Genomic DNA, 15,810 nt, shown 5'->3' on the forward strand with positions numbered 1-15,810 from the left:
CGTGGCGTGGGCTGATCAGACGCGCTATACAATGTGCCGACTCTGAGCAAAGGAATCGCCATGACCCACGACACCCTATGGCTGGACGCGAGTGACCGCAGCCGCCTGTACGTCAATCGCTGGCTGCCGCTCGGGCCGCTCAAAGCGGTGATCCTGCTGGCCCACGGCATGGCGGAACACAGCGCTCGATACGCCCGATTAGCCGACACGTTTTGCGACAAAGGTTATGGCGTGTACGCCCCGGATCTTCGCGGACATGGCAAAACCGCCGATAACGGCACCCTCGGGCATTTCGCCGATGACGACGGCTGGTGCAAAGTCGTCGGTGATCTGGCCAGTCTCAACCAGCACATCGGCCAGCAGCATCCCGGCGTGCCGATCATCCTGCTCGGCCACAGCATGGGCAGCTACCTCGCCCAGGGTTATCTGCTGCATCACAGCGCAAGTCTGCACGGGGCAATTCTCAGTGGTTCGAATTTTCAACCGGTGGCGCTCTATGGCGCGGCGCGGCAGATCGCCCGTCTGGAGAAGCTTCGCCAGGGCGGCAAGGGACGCAGCGCGCTGATCGAGTGGCTGTCGTTCGGCTCGTTCAACAAAAAATTCAAACTGGTGCGCACACCGTTTGACTGGCTGAGCCGCGATCCGGCTGAAGTCGACAAGTACGCCACCGACCCACTGTGTGGTTTTCGCTGCACCAATCAGCTGTGGATCGACTTGCTCGGCGGCTTGCAGCAAATCAGCAAAGCGTCCAATCTCGCCCAGATCGCTCCGGGCCTGCCGCTGCTGGTAATCGGTGGTGAATGTGATCCGGTGAGCGATGGCAAACGTCTGAAAGATCTGGCTGATGCATTGCGCTCGGCCGGCAGCCAAAACCTGCAACTGAAGATCTACTCGCAGGCGCGGCACGAATTGTTTAACGAAACCAATCGCGACGAAGTGATCGCCGATGTGCTGGCCTGGATCGACCAGACCCTGAGCCATCCACGCCCTCAGCGCAGCGAATAAATTTTTGTGGATTGATCCAATCCATCACAGGAATCGAGACCGATGACCCAGGTTACCAACATCCCTTACGAAGCCCTCGAAGTCGGCCAGACCGCCAGCTACAGCAAGACTGTCGAAGAGCGTGACATTCAGCTGTTCGCCGCGATGTCGGGCGACCATAACCCGGTGCACCTGGACGCCGAGTTCGCCGCCGCCAGCATGTTCAAGGAGCGCATCGCCCACGGCATGTTCAGCGGCGCGCTGATCAGCGCGGCAGTGGCCTGCGAACTGCCTGGACCGGGCACCATTTATATCGGTCAGCAGATGAGCTTTCAAAAGCCGGTGAAGATTGGCGATACCTTGACTGTACGTCTGGAAATTCTCGAGAAGCTGCCAAAGTTTCGCGTGCGCATTGCCACCCGCGTGTTCAACCAGCGTGATGAGTTGGTCGTGGATGGCGAGGCCGAGATTCTGGCGCCGCGCAAGCAGCAGACGGTGACCTTGCCGACTTTGCCGGCGATCAGCATTGGCTGAATGATTGCGCTGTGTCAGGTAGATCTTCTCCCCCTCACCCCAACCCTCTCCCCCGGGGGGCGAGGGGAAAGGGAGCCGATCTCCATGCGATTCAAATCCTGAGTTCGACTCGTTCATTCAGGTCGATGTATAGCGTAAGACACCTCGGTCAGTCCCCTCTCCCTCCGGGAGAGGGCTAGGGTGAGGGGCTTTCCCCCCGGACATAAAAAAACGCCAGGCTAGCTGGCGTTTTTTTACAGCCTGCGAACGCTTACGAGCGTGCGCGAGCCTGGTTACGCAGGGCTTTCACCTGGTCGTGGTTACGTTGTACGCCGTGGTACTGACGTTCAACCAGATCACGAATACCGACCAGGTTGTGTTTGTTGATTTTTTCGATGGCTTCACGATAAGCCTTCAGGGCGTGGTCTTCACCGCGCTCGGCTTCGTTCAGCACGGCTTCTTCGTCTTTGCCGGTAAACATGGCTTTGACGTCGACCCAGCGACGGTGCAGGTCACCGCTGACACTGGTGGAGGTTTCCGGATCGCCACCCAGCTTGCGAACTTCAGCTTGCAGCTCGGCAGCGGCAGTGGCGCAATCGGCGGAGCGAGTCGCGAACAGGCTTTTCAGTTCAGGATGCTTGATGTCTTCAGCGCAAGTCTTGAACCCTTCCTGACCGTCTTTGCTGGTTTCGATCAGGTCGTTCAGTACAGAGATGGCTTCTTTATTAACGTCGGTCATTTTTCAATTCCTTGCGGGTTGATGAAAGATGCAAGGGATATTGCAGAGTGCGTGCCAGCTTTTTTGTTTTTTAAAAAACGTTATAAATCAACAATTTAAAGATAAATGAACTATCTGTATCTCGGTAATTTGCATGATCTGTCATTTGGCCTGCATGCAGAATGCCTGTATTTTTCAATTTGATTTGAAGCCAGACGAAAAACGATGAATCCAGAAAAACTCGAACTGCTGATCACCCGCGAAATGCCCTTCGGCAAATACAAGGGCCGGATCATTGCCGACCTGCCGGGGCCTTACCTTAACTGGTTTGCCCGAGAGGGGTTTCCCCACGGCGAACTCGGTGGCTTGCTGGCATTGATGCAGGAGATCGACCACAACGGCCTCTCGGACTTGCTCGAACCATTGCGCGCCAAACACGGCAAACCTGCCCCGCGCCACTGAAGCGCCCTTCTCTATCAGAGTTAAGCCGACCATGACTGATAACACCCGCCGCGCCCGAGATGAAGACTTCTGGCAAACGTTCGGCAATCGCTACGACGCTCAATCCGCGCCGATAAACCTGGAGAACGGTTACTTCGGGCGCATGTCGCGCACGGTGATCGAGGAGTATCAGCGCAACATCGAGATGATCAACAACAGCAACTCGGTGTATGTACGCCAACGCTTCGAACAGCACGACAACCTCGAGATTCGCGCACAATTGGCCGAGCTGATGGGCGTGCGTGCGCAGAGTGTCGCTTTCACCCGCAACGCCACCGAAGGCCTGCAATCGTTGATCCGCAACTACAATCGCCTGCAACCGGGCGATGAGGTGTTGATCTGCGATCTGGAGTACGACACGGTCAAGGGGCCATGCGTTGGCTGGCAAGGCAGCGCGGCGTCGAGGTGATCGAGATCGCCCACGCGCATCCGGCCAGTTTCGACAGCCTGGTGGAGACGTATCGCGAGACGTTCATTCGCCACCCGAAACTCAAGTTGATGGCGCTGACCCATGTTACCCACCGCACCGGCCTGGTAATGCCGGTACAGGCGATTGCCGCGCTGGCCAAGGAACATGGCGTCGATATCATCCTCGACGGCGCCCACGCGCTGGGTCAGATGGAATTCGATCTCGAAGCCATGGGTATCGCGTTCGCCGGCTATAACCTGCACAAATGGATCGGCGCGCCACTGACCCTCGGTTTTCTCTATATCGCCCCGCAACGCCTGGCTGATATCGATCCGGACATGGGCGAGATGCATTACCCAAGCAACGATATCCGCGCACGCACGTCGTACAGCACGCCGAACATCCCGGCGCTGATGACTTTGCCGCTGGTGTTCGAGGAACACCGTTCACTTGGAGGCGCTGCGGCCAAAGGTGCGCGGCTCAATTACCTGCGCAATCTTTGGGTCAGCGCTGTGCGCCACTTGCCCGGTATCGAAGTCATGACCCCGGATGATCCGCGACTGTATTGCGGGATCACGGCGATGCGCTTCACCCGCCATGACGATCAACAGTTGATGGCCGAGCGACTGCTCAATGAATACAAGCTGTTCACCGTGGTGCGCACCGGCGCCGCGTGCGGGCCATGCATCCGTATTACGCCGGGGGTGACCACCACCGCCATCGACATGCAGTTACTGACCCGCGCGCTCAACGAGCTGCGTTGACTGGTTTAAACCGTGTACTTGTCGAAGTCCTCGGGTTTGATCTGCGACGACACCGCGAAGGTGTCGATGCCGATAGTCAGGTGGCCGAAGAAGCCGTCCTGGTGCGACTCTCGACCGATCGGCCAGACCGTCAGCGTCGAGGCTTCACCGTTCTGGCTGGCATAGAGCTCGTCCTCGGCGTTGTTCAGCGGTAATGACGCTCGCCCGCGATAGGCCTGGGCATTGAGCACTGACCGGGAAACCACCTCGGGAAAATACAGCTGGCCGACCCAGGCGACATTGCGCTCCTCCAGGTATTCGTTTCCGGCAACGATGCGCACCGCCACATGGATGTGCAGCGCGCGACCGGCATAAAACCCGGGATAGATGGTGGTAAATCGGGCGCGGCCCATGTGATCACAGAACTGGCTACCACGCAGGTAAGTGTCATCGTCCGTGCGCGGGATAGAGCCGATGGCCGCGACATCGACTTCCGCATCCGGATTGAGGCGGCTCCAGCCCGAATAAGCGCCTCGCGCGTTGCAATGCCAGATATCCACCAGCGCACCGTTGACGGGCTCGCCGGTCATGGCATCAACGATGGTCAGGCGCAGGATCAGCGGCACTCCTTCAGCACCTTCGCTGATGTTGCGCCGCAAGAGTTTGGGGTTGCGAAAGAATGGCCCGGCGATTTGCTCGGGGGCCAGTTGATACAGCGACTGCTGCGCGGTTGATGCCAGATCTCGCTCCATGAGTACGTCCTCTCTTCCATAAGATGAACGCAAGGTTAGCGCCACGAAAAAATTGCGGTGCGGTAACTATGTATCGCTGAGTAACGACGCCTTCTTTAGGCGCAGCGGTTTTCTGTGGGCAAAAAAATACGGTGCACCGACCAAGCGCACCGTAAAGCCGTAGAACACACAACGAAGTGTCAGGTATTGATCAGTCCAGCAGCGCCAACGCCTCGGCGGTGCATTCCTGAATGCGGGCCCAGTCGCCGTTCTTGATCCACTCAGGATCAAGCATCCAGCTACCGCCCACGCACATGACGTTTTTCAGCGCCATGTAGCTCTTGATATTGGCCGGGCCGACGCCGCCAGTCGGGCAGAATTTCACTTCGCCGAACGGGCCGCCGAGGGCTTTGATCGCGGCCACGCCGCCGCTGACTTCTGCCGGGAACAGCTTGAAGCGGCGATAACCCAGACCATAGCCTTCCATGATCCCGGAGGCGTTGCTGATGCCTGGCAACAGCGGAATCGGGCTGTCGACACTGGCTTCGAGCAGGTCACGGGTAATGCCTGGGGTGACGATGAATTGCGAGCCGGCCGCTTCAGCTGCCGCGAGCATGTTGCGATCCAGCACAGTGCCGGCGCCGGTCATGAGCTCCGGGCGCTGGTCACGCAGGATCTGGATGGCCTTGAGCCCGAACTGTGAGCGCAAGGTCACTTCCAGCGCGGTCAGACCACCGGCAGCGAGGGCGTCGGCCAGCGGCAGCACGTCCTGTTCGCGGGCGATGGTGATCACCGGCAGGATCCGTGCCTTGGCGCAGATGCTGTCGATCAGGGCAACTTTGTCCGCCATGGAAACGGTCGGGGATGGGGTTGTCATAGCGGCTGTTCCTTGGCTCATGGGCACCAGAAAATCTCTAACGTAGGTTGCAGAAACGCGCGCACCGGCATGGCCGCGACGTCATCGGATGCCAGCGCGGCATTCAGGGTGGTCAGTTTCGACTGACCGGAAATCGACAGAATCTTGTGTTTGGCCGAAGCCAGCAGCGCACGGCTCATCGTCAGGCGCTGACGCGGCACACTCGGCGCCAGCATCGGCCAGCAACGACGCGTGCCGTCGGTTTGCAGCGCCTGGGCCAGGTTCGGACTGTCGGGGAACAGCGACGCGGTGTGGCCGTCATCGCCCATGCCCAGCACCAGCACATCAATCGGCGGCAACTCGGCAAGCAAACGGTCAGCCTGTTCGGCAGCCAGCTCGACATTCGCCGCAGCGCTGTAGAGGCTGAGGAATTGCGCCTTGGCGGCCGGGCCCTTGAGCAGATATTGCTTGAGCAGACCGGCGTTGCTGTCGGCATGTTCAACCGGCACCCAGCGCTCGTCGGCGAGGGTCACGACAACCTTCGACCAGTCCAGCTCCTGCTTGGCCAGATGCTGGAAAAACGCCACCGGGCTGCGACCGCCGGACACCACCAGCACCGCGTTGCCGCGTGCAGCGATGGCATCGCTCAGTTGCTTGGCCACATTCAGCGCCAGACCTTCGGCCAACAGCACCGGGCTCTTGAATGCGTGGGCATTCACGCCCGCAGGCAGTTTCACATCAGATATCGCCATACCACGACCTCCCGTCCCGCGTGATCAATGCAATGGAGCTCATCGGCCCCCACGACCCGGCCGCGTACGGCTTGGGCGCGTCCCCGGATTTTTTCCACCCGGCGATCAACTGGTCACACCACTTCCACGCGGCTTCGATTTCATCTTTACGGACAAACAGGTTCTGATTGCCGTTCATCACTTCCAGCAACAACCGCTCGTAGGCATCGGGGATCCGCGCGCTACGCCAGGTGTCGGAGAAATTCAGTTGCAGCGGACCGCTGCGCAATTGCATGCCTTTGTCCAGGCCCTGCTCTTTGGTCATCACGCGCAAGGAAATACCTTCGTCCGGTTGCAGGCGGATGATCAGTTTGTTGCTGATCTGCAGGCGCTGCTCGGGGGCGAAGATGTAGTGCGACGGTTCCTTGAAGTGGATGACGATCTGCGAGAGTTTCTGCGGCATGCGCTTGCCGGTACGCAGGTAAAACGGCACGCCGGCCCAGCGCCAGTTGCGGATATCGGCACGCAGGGCGACGAAGGTTTCGGTGTCGCTCTGGGTGTTGGAATTCGGTTCTTCGAGGTAGCCCGGTACGGATTTGCCTTCGCTGTGACCGGCGATGTACTGACCGCGCACGACCTGAGTGGTCAGGCCTTCCGGGCTGATCGGCGCCAGCGCCTTGAGCACTTTGACTTTCTCGTCACGGATGCTGTCGGCGGACAGGTCGGCCGGCGGGTCCATGGCGATCAGGCAAAGCAGCTGCAACAGGTGATTCTGGATCATGTCGCGCAGCTGGCCGGCCTTGTCGAAATAGCCCCAGCGGCCTTCGATACCGACCTTCTCGGCCACGGTGATTTCCACGTGGGAGATGTAATTCTGGTTCCACTGGGTTTCGAACAGGCTGTTGGCGAAACGCAGGGCGATCAGGTTCTGAACGGTTTCTTTGCCCAGATAGTGGTCGATGCGGTAGGTGCGGTTCTCCGGGAAGAACTGCGCCACGGCGTCGTTGACCTTGCGCGAGGATTCCAGATCGGAGCCGATCGGTTTCTCCAGGACCACGCGGGTGTTTTCTGCCAGCCCGACATTCGCCAGGTTCTCGCAGATCGCGCCGTACACCGCCGCCGGAGTGGCGAAGTAGGCAATCATGCGTTGCGTGCTGCCGGCCATTTCGGCCAGCGCGACGTAATCTTCAGCCTTGAGGAAGTCGACGTGCAGGTAGGTCAGGCGCGCCAGAAAACGTTCGGCGACGGCCTCGTTCAACTCGTTGCCGACGTAGCGGCGCAATTCGGCGGAGATGAATGCCAGGTGCTGCTGCTCGGTGCCTTCTTCACGGGCCAGCGCGATGATGCGCGTGTCCTCGTGCAACAAGTCAGCGCCATCGAGGTGATAAAGGGCAGGAAACAACTTGCGCAGGGCCAGATCGCCAAGAGCGCCGAACAAGGCAAAGGTGCACGGTTCAACCGTAATCGAAGGCATGATGTTTGTTCTTTTATCAAGTTAAGCTACAAATACCTTTTTTCAAGGCATCACTCAAGGGAAAATGTAGTAATAACCACAACATTTTCGCAAAATACAGATTCCGAGTGGTGGTCGGTCGGAGCCATCAGTAGGATAGGCCACCGTTACGGGCGATATCAAAGGCCCAATTTGCATAGCCCGGCGCACCTTTGCGCAGGTGAATTAGGAATTCCATATGGATCGCGTGCGAAATTTACTGGAACAGATCCAGAGTCGCCTTGAAGACCTGAACAAGGCCGAACGCAAAGTCGCCGAAGTGATCCTGCTCAACCCGCAGCAGGCCACCCGCTTCAGCATCGCCGCCCTCGCCCAGGCAGCGTCGGTGAGTGAGCCGACGGTCAACCGTTTTTGCCGCTCGTTCGGCGTCAGCGGCTACCCCGAGCTCAAGCTGCAACTGGCGCAGAGCCTGGCCAGCGGCGCGGCGTATGTCAGCCGGGCGGTCGAGGCCGATGACAATCCCGAAGCGTACACGCAGAAGATTTTCGGCAGCGCCATTGCCTCACTGGACAGCGCTTGTCAGGCGCTTGATCCGAACCTGATCAGCCGTGCCGTCGACCTGTTGATTCAGGCGCGGCAGATTCACTTCTTCGGTCTCGGGGCTTCGGCGCCGGTGGCCCTGGATGCGCAGCACAAGTTTTTCCGTTTCAACCTGGCGGTGACAGCGCATGCCGATGTGTTGATGCAGCGGATGATTGCTTCGGTGGCGCACACCGGCGAGCTGTTCGTGATCATTTCCTACACCGGCCGCACCCGCGAACTGGTGGAAGTGGCGCGCATTGCTCGCGAGAACGGTGCTTCGGTGCTGGGTTTGACCGCCGAGAATTCGCCGCTGGCCAAGGCCAGCACCTTGAGCCTGAACATTCCATTGCCGGAAGACACCGACATCTATATGCCGATGACTTCGCGGATCATTCAGTTGACCGTACTGGATGTGTTGGCGACCGGAATGACGTTGCGTCGCGGGGTGGATTTCCAGCCGCATCTGCGCAAGATCAAAGAGAGCTTGAATGCGAGCCGGTATCCGGTGGGTGACGAGTTCAACTGAGGTCTGATGATTCTTTATTGAATGATCCGGCCTCATCGCTGGCAAGCCAGCTCCCACAGTGTCGGCGTCGTACGCAAAATCGATGACTACCACCGAACCTGTGGGAGCTGGCTTGCCAGCGATGGGGCCAGCAGCAACAGTACAAATTCAGGCAGCCGCCCATGCCTGCAAACTCAAATGTGCCTTCTCCCCCGGCGCCAGATGCAGACTGTCGGTGCCCCCCGCCGCGGCTTCAACACACACAAACTCCAACACCTCATCCCAGCTAACGCCCAGCAACGGCCGCGAGCCCGGATGCCACACCACCGTGTCTGCACTGTCACCCGTATCGATGCACAACTCGCGCTGCCAGGCGTGATCCTTGAGCTGTAATTCGCCGTCATGCTGGAACACCCGCTGACAGCCGCCGTCGACGCGCAACTCGCCTTCCTGCTGGCAAGCCTGGCGGTTCAACTGGTCATAACCTTGCGCGCCTTCGAGCCCAGACAGCGCTATCTCACCGACATCGCCAATACGCCAGTAAGCGTGCAAAGCCTGGCTCAACTGGCATGGCATGTCGTCCTGATGCTCGGTGCTCAAGCGCAATTCCATGCGTTCGCCAAGGTGCGCGTGCAGGTCAACCTGCCAGTCGCACAATTGCAATTGCCAGTGCAGGCGCACGCCATCTTCAGCGCTGCTGCTGTCTAGCAACTTCCAGTCGAGCAGGCGCGCCCAACCATGGGACGGCCACGCGTTTTCGCTTGGATGGCGGCCATACCACGGCCAGCACACCGGCACGCCACCACGGATCGCACCCACATGCGGCCACTTCGCAGCACACCACAACCACGGCTTTTGCCCGCGCGGCTGAAAGTGCAGCAACTGCGCGCCCTGACGACTGAACACCGCCTGACACAGCGGATGATCGATCACCAACACGTCGCGCATCTGATAGCGCTCCCAAGCGAAAACAGGTTGCTCGCGCAGGGATTTGAAGAAGCGTTGCAGCGGATGCTCATGCATGGGACCACAGTCCTGAAATCGTCTTTCACAGGGCGGCGCCTGCCCCAAAAAAAAGCGGACAGCCTAAGGGGCGTTCTCAATTGTTTTTCCCACCGCGGCGGGTACAAACAATTGAGAACGCCCCTCGCTGTCCGCAAATATGCGCACATAGAGAGGAGCTTATCGCAGACTCGTTAGAACACCGACTGAATTTTCAGGCCGGCGACCAGAGCGTTGTCCACTTCATCAACACCGCCCGGGTGTGTGATGTATTGCAGGTTAGGACGCACGGTCAGCCAGTTGGTGACGTGGAAGCCGTAGTTGATCTCGTAGTTGTATTCGGTTTCACGAATTGGCGAGAACGCGGCATTGTCGTAGTCGGACACACCGTTGGAAGCGTTCAGCAGTTCAGCGTTGCGCTTCACGTCCTTGTTGACGTGGATACGCGCCGCGCCGATACCGACGTCATCCTTGGGACGCGCGTCGAACGGGCCTTTGTAGACAAACATCACCGACTGATAGTTGTCGATGAAGTTGGTGTCCTTGTCGTGGAACGTGGCGTTGGCCGCGATGTTCAGGCCGCGGGTCGCATCACCGTTATGGCTGGTGAGTTGCTGTTGCGCCACGAACCAGTAACCGCTTTTGCTGCTGTGGGTCTTGTAGGCGTCGCCAGTAGTGGCAGCGTCGAAACCATTGATGTCTTCACGAACATCATCAGCGTCCGCCGTGCTCTTGTAGTAACCGACGCGGTATTCGCCCGGCAGGCTGTTAACCTTCGGCGACCAGACCAGTTCGACCGGCAAAACGGTGCCTTTGGTGCCGCTGCCGCTGAGTTTGAAGCCGTTGCCGTGCTCAAGTTGCGACGGGTTCTGGTTGTACGCACCGATCTGAGCGTAGAGCTCATCATTGATGTTGTACTTCACACGGATCGCGGCCTGGCTGACGGGCCAGTTGTACCAGATGTTGGTCGCCCAGTTACCCACTTGCGAACCGCAGAACGCCAGGTTCTGGAAGTCGCACGGGAAGGTGTTGAAGTCTTCGCCTTCACCGAAGTAACCGGCCTTGACGTCGAGTTTGTTGTCGAAGAACTGGTGCTGAATCCACAACTGGGTCAGACGCACCATGTGGCCACGGCCATAGACTTCCTGCGACGAACTCAAGGTGCCGGCACGCGGATCACCAACACGGTCGTTGGAGATGTTGTAGCCGTTACGGTTGGTCAGCTGGATCTTGGCCTGAGTGTTGTCCCAGCCCCACAGCTTTTGCAGATCAAGTGCCACGCCCAGACCGAACTGGTCAGCGTAACGCGCAGTCTTGTCGTCGTTGAAGCCACCGTTCAGGTTGCCACCGACTTCCCCAACGTAGTCGGCCTTGATGTCGATACCCTGCTCGATCAGCTTGGTCCGCTCGCCACCCCAGTCACCGGTCATCCATTTGGAGTCGGAGCTGAAAGCATCCGCCGCCATCGCGTTACCGGCCAGCACCAGTGCTGCCGCAGCTGACACTTGGCAGATCAAACGGGCATTGACGTGTTTCATTTTCATCCCTACATCCTCGTCTTTATTGTTATTAACTGTTTTTATCTAACGCGGTTTACATAAAGTGCGGTGGATTACAGGCAATCCACCGCGTGCTCCTTTGTGGGAGCGAGCAGGCTCGCTCCCACATTTGTTCTTCACCGGCCTTTGAATTGGGCCACGTTCGCAGACCGCGCATCGGTCTGCGCTTGACCGGCAACGCCCAAGCGCTCGCCAGTCTTGGCATCAAACAACAACACTTTCGACGGATCGAATTGCAGCGTCAGGCTCTCGCCCACTTGCGGCGCCACGTCTGGCGCCAGACGGCAGCAGACCTTGGTGTCGTTCAGATTGACGAACACCAGCGTGTCCGGACCGGTCGGCTCGGTAACCTGCACTTCAGCGCGAATGCTCGGCAGGCCGTTGCCCTCGCCGTTCGCCAGAACGATCTGTTCCGGGCGCAGGCCGAGGATCACTTCGCGGTCTTCAAGACCGGCGTCCTGCATGCCCATCGGCAGTTCGCAACGGGCCTGGCCGCTGTCGAGCAGCGCCAACAGACGACCGTCCTTGCGTTGCAGACGCAGCGGGATGAAGTTCATCGGCGGCGAACCGATGAAGCTCGCCACGAACAGGTTGGCAGGGTCGTTGTAGATCTCTTTTGGCGTGCCAAACTGCTGAATGATGCCGTCCTTCATCACCGCCACTTTATCGCCCAGGGTCATCGCTTCGATCTGGTCGTGGGTCACGTACACCGTGGTGGTTTTCAGACGCTGGTGCATCAGTTTCATTTCGGTGCGCATCTCGACGCGCAGCTTGGCGTCGAGGTTGGACAGCGGTTCGTCGAACAGATAAATCTTCGGCCGACGCGCCAACGCACGGCCCATCGCCACACGCTGTTGCTGACCACCGGAGAGCTGGCCCGGCTTGCGGTTGAGCAAGTGTTCGATCTGCAACAGCTTGGCCACGCGAGCGACTTCTTCGTCGATCGCCGACTGCGGCATCTTGCGAATCTTGAGACCGAACTCGATGTTCTCGCGCACGCTCATGGTCGGGTACAAGGCGTAGGACTGGAACACCATGGCGATGTCGCGATCCTTGGGGCTCATGCCGCTGACGTCTTGATCGCCAATCATGATCGCGCCGCCGGTGATGGTTTCCAGCCCGGCGATGCAGTTCATCAGGGTCGACTTGCCGCAGCCCGACGGGCCGACGAGGATCAGGAACTCACCCTCCTTGATCGACAGTTCGATGTTCTTCAGGGTGTCCGGCAGGCCGGGGCCATAAGTCTTGTTTACGTTGCGAAGTTCGAGCGTTGCCATGATTACCCCTTGACCGCGCCGGCCGTCAGCCCGCGCACGAAATACTTGCCTGCGACCACATAGACCAGCAGGGTCGGCAGGCCGGCGATCATCGCCGCTGCCATATCAACGTTGTATTCCTTGGCGCCGGTGCTGGTATTGACCAGGTTGTTCAGCGCCACCGTGATCGGTTGCGAATCACCGCTGGAGAACACCACACCGAACAGGAAGTCGTTCCAGATCTGGGTGAACTGCCAGATCAGGCAAACCATGATGATCGGCGTCGACATCGGCAGAATGATCCGCCGAAAAATGGTGAAGAACCCCGCGCCATCAAGGCGTGCGGCCTTCACCAATGCATCGGGAATGCTCACGTAGTAGTTACGGAAAAACAGCGTGGTAAACGCCAGGCCGTAAACCACATGGATGAACACCAGGCCGGTGGTGGTGCTCGCCAGGCCCATCTTGCCGAGGGTGAACGAGGCCGGCAGCAGCACGGTCTGGAACGGCAGGAAGCAGCCGAACAGCAGCAGGCCGAAGAACAGTTGCGAACCGCGGAAGCGCCAGAACGACAGCACATAGCCATTCAACGCACCGATGGCGGTGGAGATGATCACGGCCGGGACGGTGATCTTGATCGAGTTCCAGAAGTAGCCGTCGACGGTGGCCCAGGCTTTCACCCAGCCGATGCCGGTGACCACGGTCGGCCAGCTCAGCAGGTTGCCGGTGCCGATGTCTTCCGGGGTCTTGAAGCTGGTCAGCAGCATGACCACCAGCGGCACCAGATACAGGAGCACCGCGAGGATCAGCACCGCGTAGATCGCGATGCGACTCAGGCTGATGGGGGATTTGGCAGCGAGACTAGTCATTACGCTTGGTCCTCAGCTCGGAGTACAGGTAAGGCACGATGATCGCGAGAATCGCACCGAGCATCAGAATCGCACTGGCCGAGCCCATGCCCATCTGGCCGCGACTGAAGGTGAAGGAGTACATGAACATCGCTGGCAGGTCGGAGGAGTAACCCGGACCACCTGCCGTCATCGCCGCGACCAGGTCGAAACTCTTGATAGCGATGTGCGCCAGAATCATCACGGCACTGAAGAACACCGGACGCAGGCTTGGCAGCACGACTGTCCAGTAGATGCGCGGCATGCTCGCGCCATCGATCTGCGCGGCACGAATGATCGATTGATCAACACCGCGCAGGCCGGCGAGGAACATCGCCATGATGAAGCCCGAGGCTTGCCATACAGCCGCGATCACCAGGCAATACACCACGCGATCCGGGTCGATCAGCCAGTCGAAACGGAAGCCTTCCCAGCCCCAGTCACGCAACAATTTGTCCAGGCCCATGCCCGGGTTGAGCAGCCACTTCCACGCGGTACCGGTGACGATCATCGAGAGCGCCATCGGGTACAGGTAAATGGTGCGGATAAAGCCTTCACGACGGATACGCTGGTCGAGGAACACCGCCAGCAGCACGCCGATCACCAAAGTGATGCCGATGAACATACCGCCGAACATCGCGAGATTCTTGCTCGCGACCCACCAGCGATCGTTGTCGAACAACCGCGCGTATTGCGCCAGACCGGCCCACTTGTAGTTGGGCAGGAATGTCGAGGTGGTGAACGACAGAACGAACGTCCACAGGATGTAGCCATAGAAGCCCACCAGCACGATGAACATGCTCGGCGCCAGCACCAGTTTGGGCAGCCAGCGTTGCAATGCATCGAACGGCGAGGCTTTGCTGAACACAGCAACAGAACTCATGGGGAAATCCAGAATAAGATGGCAAGGCATTCCCTGGTGGGAGCGAGCCTGCTCGCGAAGGCGTGGTATCAGTCGACACATCGGTTAACTGACACACCGCTTTCGCGAGCAGGCTCGCTCCCACAAGGTTCGAGCCTGCGTTTGGTTATTTGGCCGACTTGATCGCCGCGCCGAGTTTCTTGGCGGTGTCGGCCGGGTCGGCTTTCGGGTCGTTGATGTAGTTGGTGACTACGTCAAAAAACGCGCCTTGTACGGCCAGCGTGGTCGCCATGTTGTGCGCCATGCTCGGCTGCAGGCCGCCGGACTTGGAGTCCGCCAGGAAGTCTTTGGCAGCCGTTTGTGCGCAGGAGTCGAAACCGAGTTTCTCCATGTCGTTCAACATGTCGATTCGTACCGGGATCGAGCCTTTGTTGATGCTGAAGACTTTCTGGAAGTTTTCACCCAGCACGACTTTGGCGATGTCCTGCTGACCCGCCGCGGTGCCCGCGTCTTTCTGCTTGAACACGGCCAGCGAGTCGATGTTGTAGGTGAACGCCTTATCGGTGCCCGGGAACGCTACGCACTGGTAGTCCTTGCCGGCAATTTTCTTCGCGGCGGTCCATTCGGACTTGGCCCAGTCACCCATGATCTGCATGCCGGCCTTGCCATTGATGACCTTGGCCGCTTCCAGGTTCCAGTCCTGGCCTTTGCCGTCGGCGTCCATGTAGGTCGCGACTTTCTTCAGCTCGGTCAGCGCCTTGACCATTTCCGGGCCAGTCAGCGCAGCGTTGTCGAGGTCGACCAGGGCTTTCTTGTAGCCATCAACCCCCATGACCGAAAGCACAACGGCTTCGAACACGGTGCTGTCCTGCCAAGGCTGACCGCCGTGAGCCAGCGGAATGAAGCCCGCAGCCTTGAGCTTGTCGCCAGCGGCGTAGAATTCTTCGAGGGTGGTCGGGGCTTTTTCGATGCCGGCTTTCTTGAAGACTTCCGGGTTGATCCACAGCCAGTTCACACGGTGAATGTTCACCGGTACGGCCACGTAATCACCGTCGTACTTCACGGTATCGGAGACTTTCTTGTCGAGCAGGCTGACCCACTTTTCCGACTTGGCAACGTCCTTCAGAACGTCGGTGTCGAGCAGGCCGGTCGACGCCCATTCCTGGATGTCCGGGCCTTTGATCTGGGCAACGCCTGGCGGGTTGCCGGCCACTGCACGGCTTTTCAGCACAGTCATGGCAGTCGCACCGCCACCACCGGCGACAGCGCCGTCTTTCCAGGTGAAACCGTCTTTTTCGACTTGGGCCTTGAGCACATCAACGGCAGCTTTTTCGCCACCTGAGGTCCACCAGTGCACGACTTCCACCGAACCTTTGGATTCGGCAGCGGAAACACTGAGAGGCAGAATTGCGAGCGGGAACAGGGAGGCGACAGAAATGACAGTAGCGAGGCGAGAAATCGCATTCATCTGAGATGTACCTTTCTTGTTGTTATGCATTGCAAGTCTGGTGCTTGCGC

At 59.1% G+C, this 15,810-nt stretch carries 15 protein-coding genes and 1 pseudogene; 5 read left to right on the forward strand and 11 right to left on the reverse strand.

The features are described 5' to 3' along the window. Nucleotides 1-60: 60 nt before the first annotated feature. A complete protein-coding gene (locus IEQ42_RS09360) occupies nucleotides 61-1,005 on the forward strand; it encodes an alpha/beta hydrolase (RefSeq protein ID WP_210703328.1) in 945 nt (314 codons plus the stop codon). A 42-nt stretch (nucleotides 1,006-1,047) separates the two neighbouring features. Next, nucleotides 1,048-1,518 carry a MaoC family dehydratase gene (locus tag IEQ42_RS09365; protein ID WP_003227420.1) on the forward strand — a complete coding sequence of 157 codons (471 nt, stop codon included), beginning with the start codon at nucleotides 1,048-1,050 and terminating at the stop codon, nucleotides 1,516-1,518. A 250-nt stretch (nucleotides 1,519-1,768) separates the two neighbouring features. Here IEQ42_RS09365 and IEQ42_RS09370 read toward each other — a convergent pair whose 3' ends face one another. After that, nucleotides 1,769-2,236 (reverse strand): ferritin-like domain-containing protein, encoded by a 468-nt coding sequence (locus IEQ42_RS09370; protein ID WP_210703329.1) that lies wholly within the window; start codon nucleotides 2,234-2,236, stop codon nucleotides 1,769-1,771. A gap of 204 nt (nucleotides 2,237-2,440) precedes the next feature. Between IEQ42_RS09370 and IEQ42_RS09375 the strand changes: the two genes are divergently transcribed. Both IEQ42_RS09375 and IEQ42_RS09380 read left to right on the forward strand, forming a co-directional pair. Beyond that, complete coding sequence (locus tag IEQ42_RS09375; protein ID WP_003227425.1) at nucleotides 2,441-2,677, forward strand: DUF3820 family protein; 237 nt, start codon at nucleotides 2,441-2,443, stop codon at nucleotides 2,675-2,677. Between the two features lie 31 nt (nucleotides 2,678-2,708). Next, nucleotides 2,709-3,889, forward strand: a pseudogene (locus IEQ42_RS09380) (aminotransferase class V-fold PLP-dependent enzyme). Nucleotides 3,890-3,894: 5 nt separating this feature from the next. On the opposite strand, the gene IEQ42_RS09385 reads toward IEQ42_RS09380, so the two are convergent. The 4 genes from IEQ42_RS09385 to zwf form a co-directional block, all read right to left on the reverse strand. Further along, nucleotides 3,895-4,620 (reverse strand): intradiol ring-cleavage dioxygenase, encoded by a 726-nt coding sequence (locus IEQ42_RS09385; RefSeq protein ID WP_210703330.1) that lies wholly within the window; start codon nucleotides 4,618-4,620, stop codon nucleotides 3,895-3,897. Nucleotides 4,621-4,810: 190 nt separating this feature from the next. Next, nucleotides 4,811-5,476 carry a bifunctional 4-hydroxy-2-oxoglutarate aldolase/2-dehydro-3-deoxy-phosphogluconate aldolase gene (locus IEQ42_RS09390; RefSeq protein ID WP_042560599.1) on the reverse strand — a complete coding sequence of 222 codons (666 nt, stop codon included), beginning with the start codon at nucleotides 5,474-5,476 and terminating at the stop codon, nucleotides 4,811-4,813. Nucleotides 5,477-5,493: 17 nt separating this feature from the next. Then, a complete protein-coding gene (pgl, locus tag IEQ42_RS09395) occupies nucleotides 5,494-6,207 on the reverse strand; it encodes a 6-phosphogluconolactonase (RefSeq protein WP_210703331.1) in 714 nt (237 codons plus the stop codon). Beyond that, nucleotides 6,194-7,660, reverse strand: a complete 1,467-nt coding sequence (gene zwf / locus IEQ42_RS09400) for a glucose-6-phosphate dehydrogenase (RefSeq protein ID WP_210703332.1) — start codon at nucleotides 7,658-7,660, stop codon at nucleotides 6,194-6,196. The genes pgl and zwf overlap by 14 nt, the downstream gene beginning before the upstream one ends. A 226-nt stretch (nucleotides 7,661-7,886) precedes the next feature. Here zwf and IEQ42_RS09405 point away from each other — a divergent pair, with 226 nt between their 5' ends. After that, nucleotides 7,887-8,747, forward strand: coding sequence for a MurR/RpiR family transcriptional regulator (locus IEQ42_RS09405; protein WP_171057240.1), 861 nt, complete (start codon nucleotides 7,887-7,889; stop codon nucleotides 8,745-8,747). 147 nt (nucleotides 8,748-8,894) lie between these two features. Here IEQ42_RS09405 and IEQ42_RS09410 read toward each other — a convergent pair whose 3' ends face one another. The 6 genes from IEQ42_RS09410 to IEQ42_RS09435 all read right to left on the reverse strand — a co-directional run bounded on the left by IEQ42_RS09410 (nucleotide 8,895) and on the right by IEQ42_RS09435 (nucleotide 15,760). Further along, the gene (locus IEQ42_RS09410; RefSeq protein ID WP_042560602.1) at nucleotides 8,895-9,749 is read right to left on the reverse strand and encodes a D-hexose-6-phosphate mutarotase; all 855 of its coding nucleotides are present in this window, start codon (nucleotides 9,747-9,749) and stop codon (nucleotides 8,895-8,897) included. Nucleotides 9,750-9,922: 173 nt separating this feature from the next. Continuing rightward, the gene (locus IEQ42_RS09415) at nucleotides 9,923-11,272 is read right to left on the reverse strand and encodes a carbohydrate porin (RefSeq protein WP_042560603.1); all 1,350 of its coding nucleotides are present in this window, start codon (nucleotides 11,270-11,272) and stop codon (nucleotides 9,923-9,925) included. Nucleotides 11,273-11,403: 131 nt separating this feature from the next. Continuing rightward, on the reverse strand, nucleotides 11,404-12,564 hold the full coding sequence (locus IEQ42_RS09420; RefSeq protein ID WP_042560604.1) for an ABC transporter ATP-binding protein: 1,161 nt from the start codon (nucleotides 12,562-12,564) through the stop codon (nucleotides 11,404-11,406). 2 nt (nucleotides 12,565-12,566) lie between these two features. Continuing rightward, nucleotides 12,567-13,412 carry a carbohydrate ABC transporter permease gene (locus IEQ42_RS09425; RefSeq protein WP_042560605.1) on the reverse strand — a complete coding sequence of 282 codons (846 nt, stop codon included), beginning with the start codon at nucleotides 13,410-13,412 and terminating at the stop codon, nucleotides 12,567-12,569. Then, complete coding sequence (locus IEQ42_RS09430) at nucleotides 13,405-14,313, reverse strand: carbohydrate ABC transporter permease (RefSeq protein ID WP_210703333.1); 909 nt, start codon at nucleotides 14,311-14,313, stop codon at nucleotides 13,405-13,407. Before IEQ42_RS09430 ends, IEQ42_RS09425 begins: the two co-directional genes overlap by 8 nt. A gap of 145 nt (nucleotides 14,314-14,458) precedes the next feature. After that, nucleotides 14,459-15,760, reverse strand: coding sequence for an ABC transporter substrate-binding protein (locus tag IEQ42_RS09435; RefSeq protein ID WP_210703334.1), 1,302 nt, complete (start codon nucleotides 15,758-15,760; stop codon nucleotides 14,459-14,461). Between the last annotated feature and the right edge of the window lie 50 nt (nucleotides 15,761-15,810).

Source organism: Pseudomonas iridis (genome assembly GCF_017980685.1).
In the GTDB taxonomy this organism is placed as follows: Bacteria; Pseudomonadota; Gammaproteobacteria; order Pseudomonadales; family Pseudomonadaceae; genus Aquipseudomonas; species Aquipseudomonas iridis.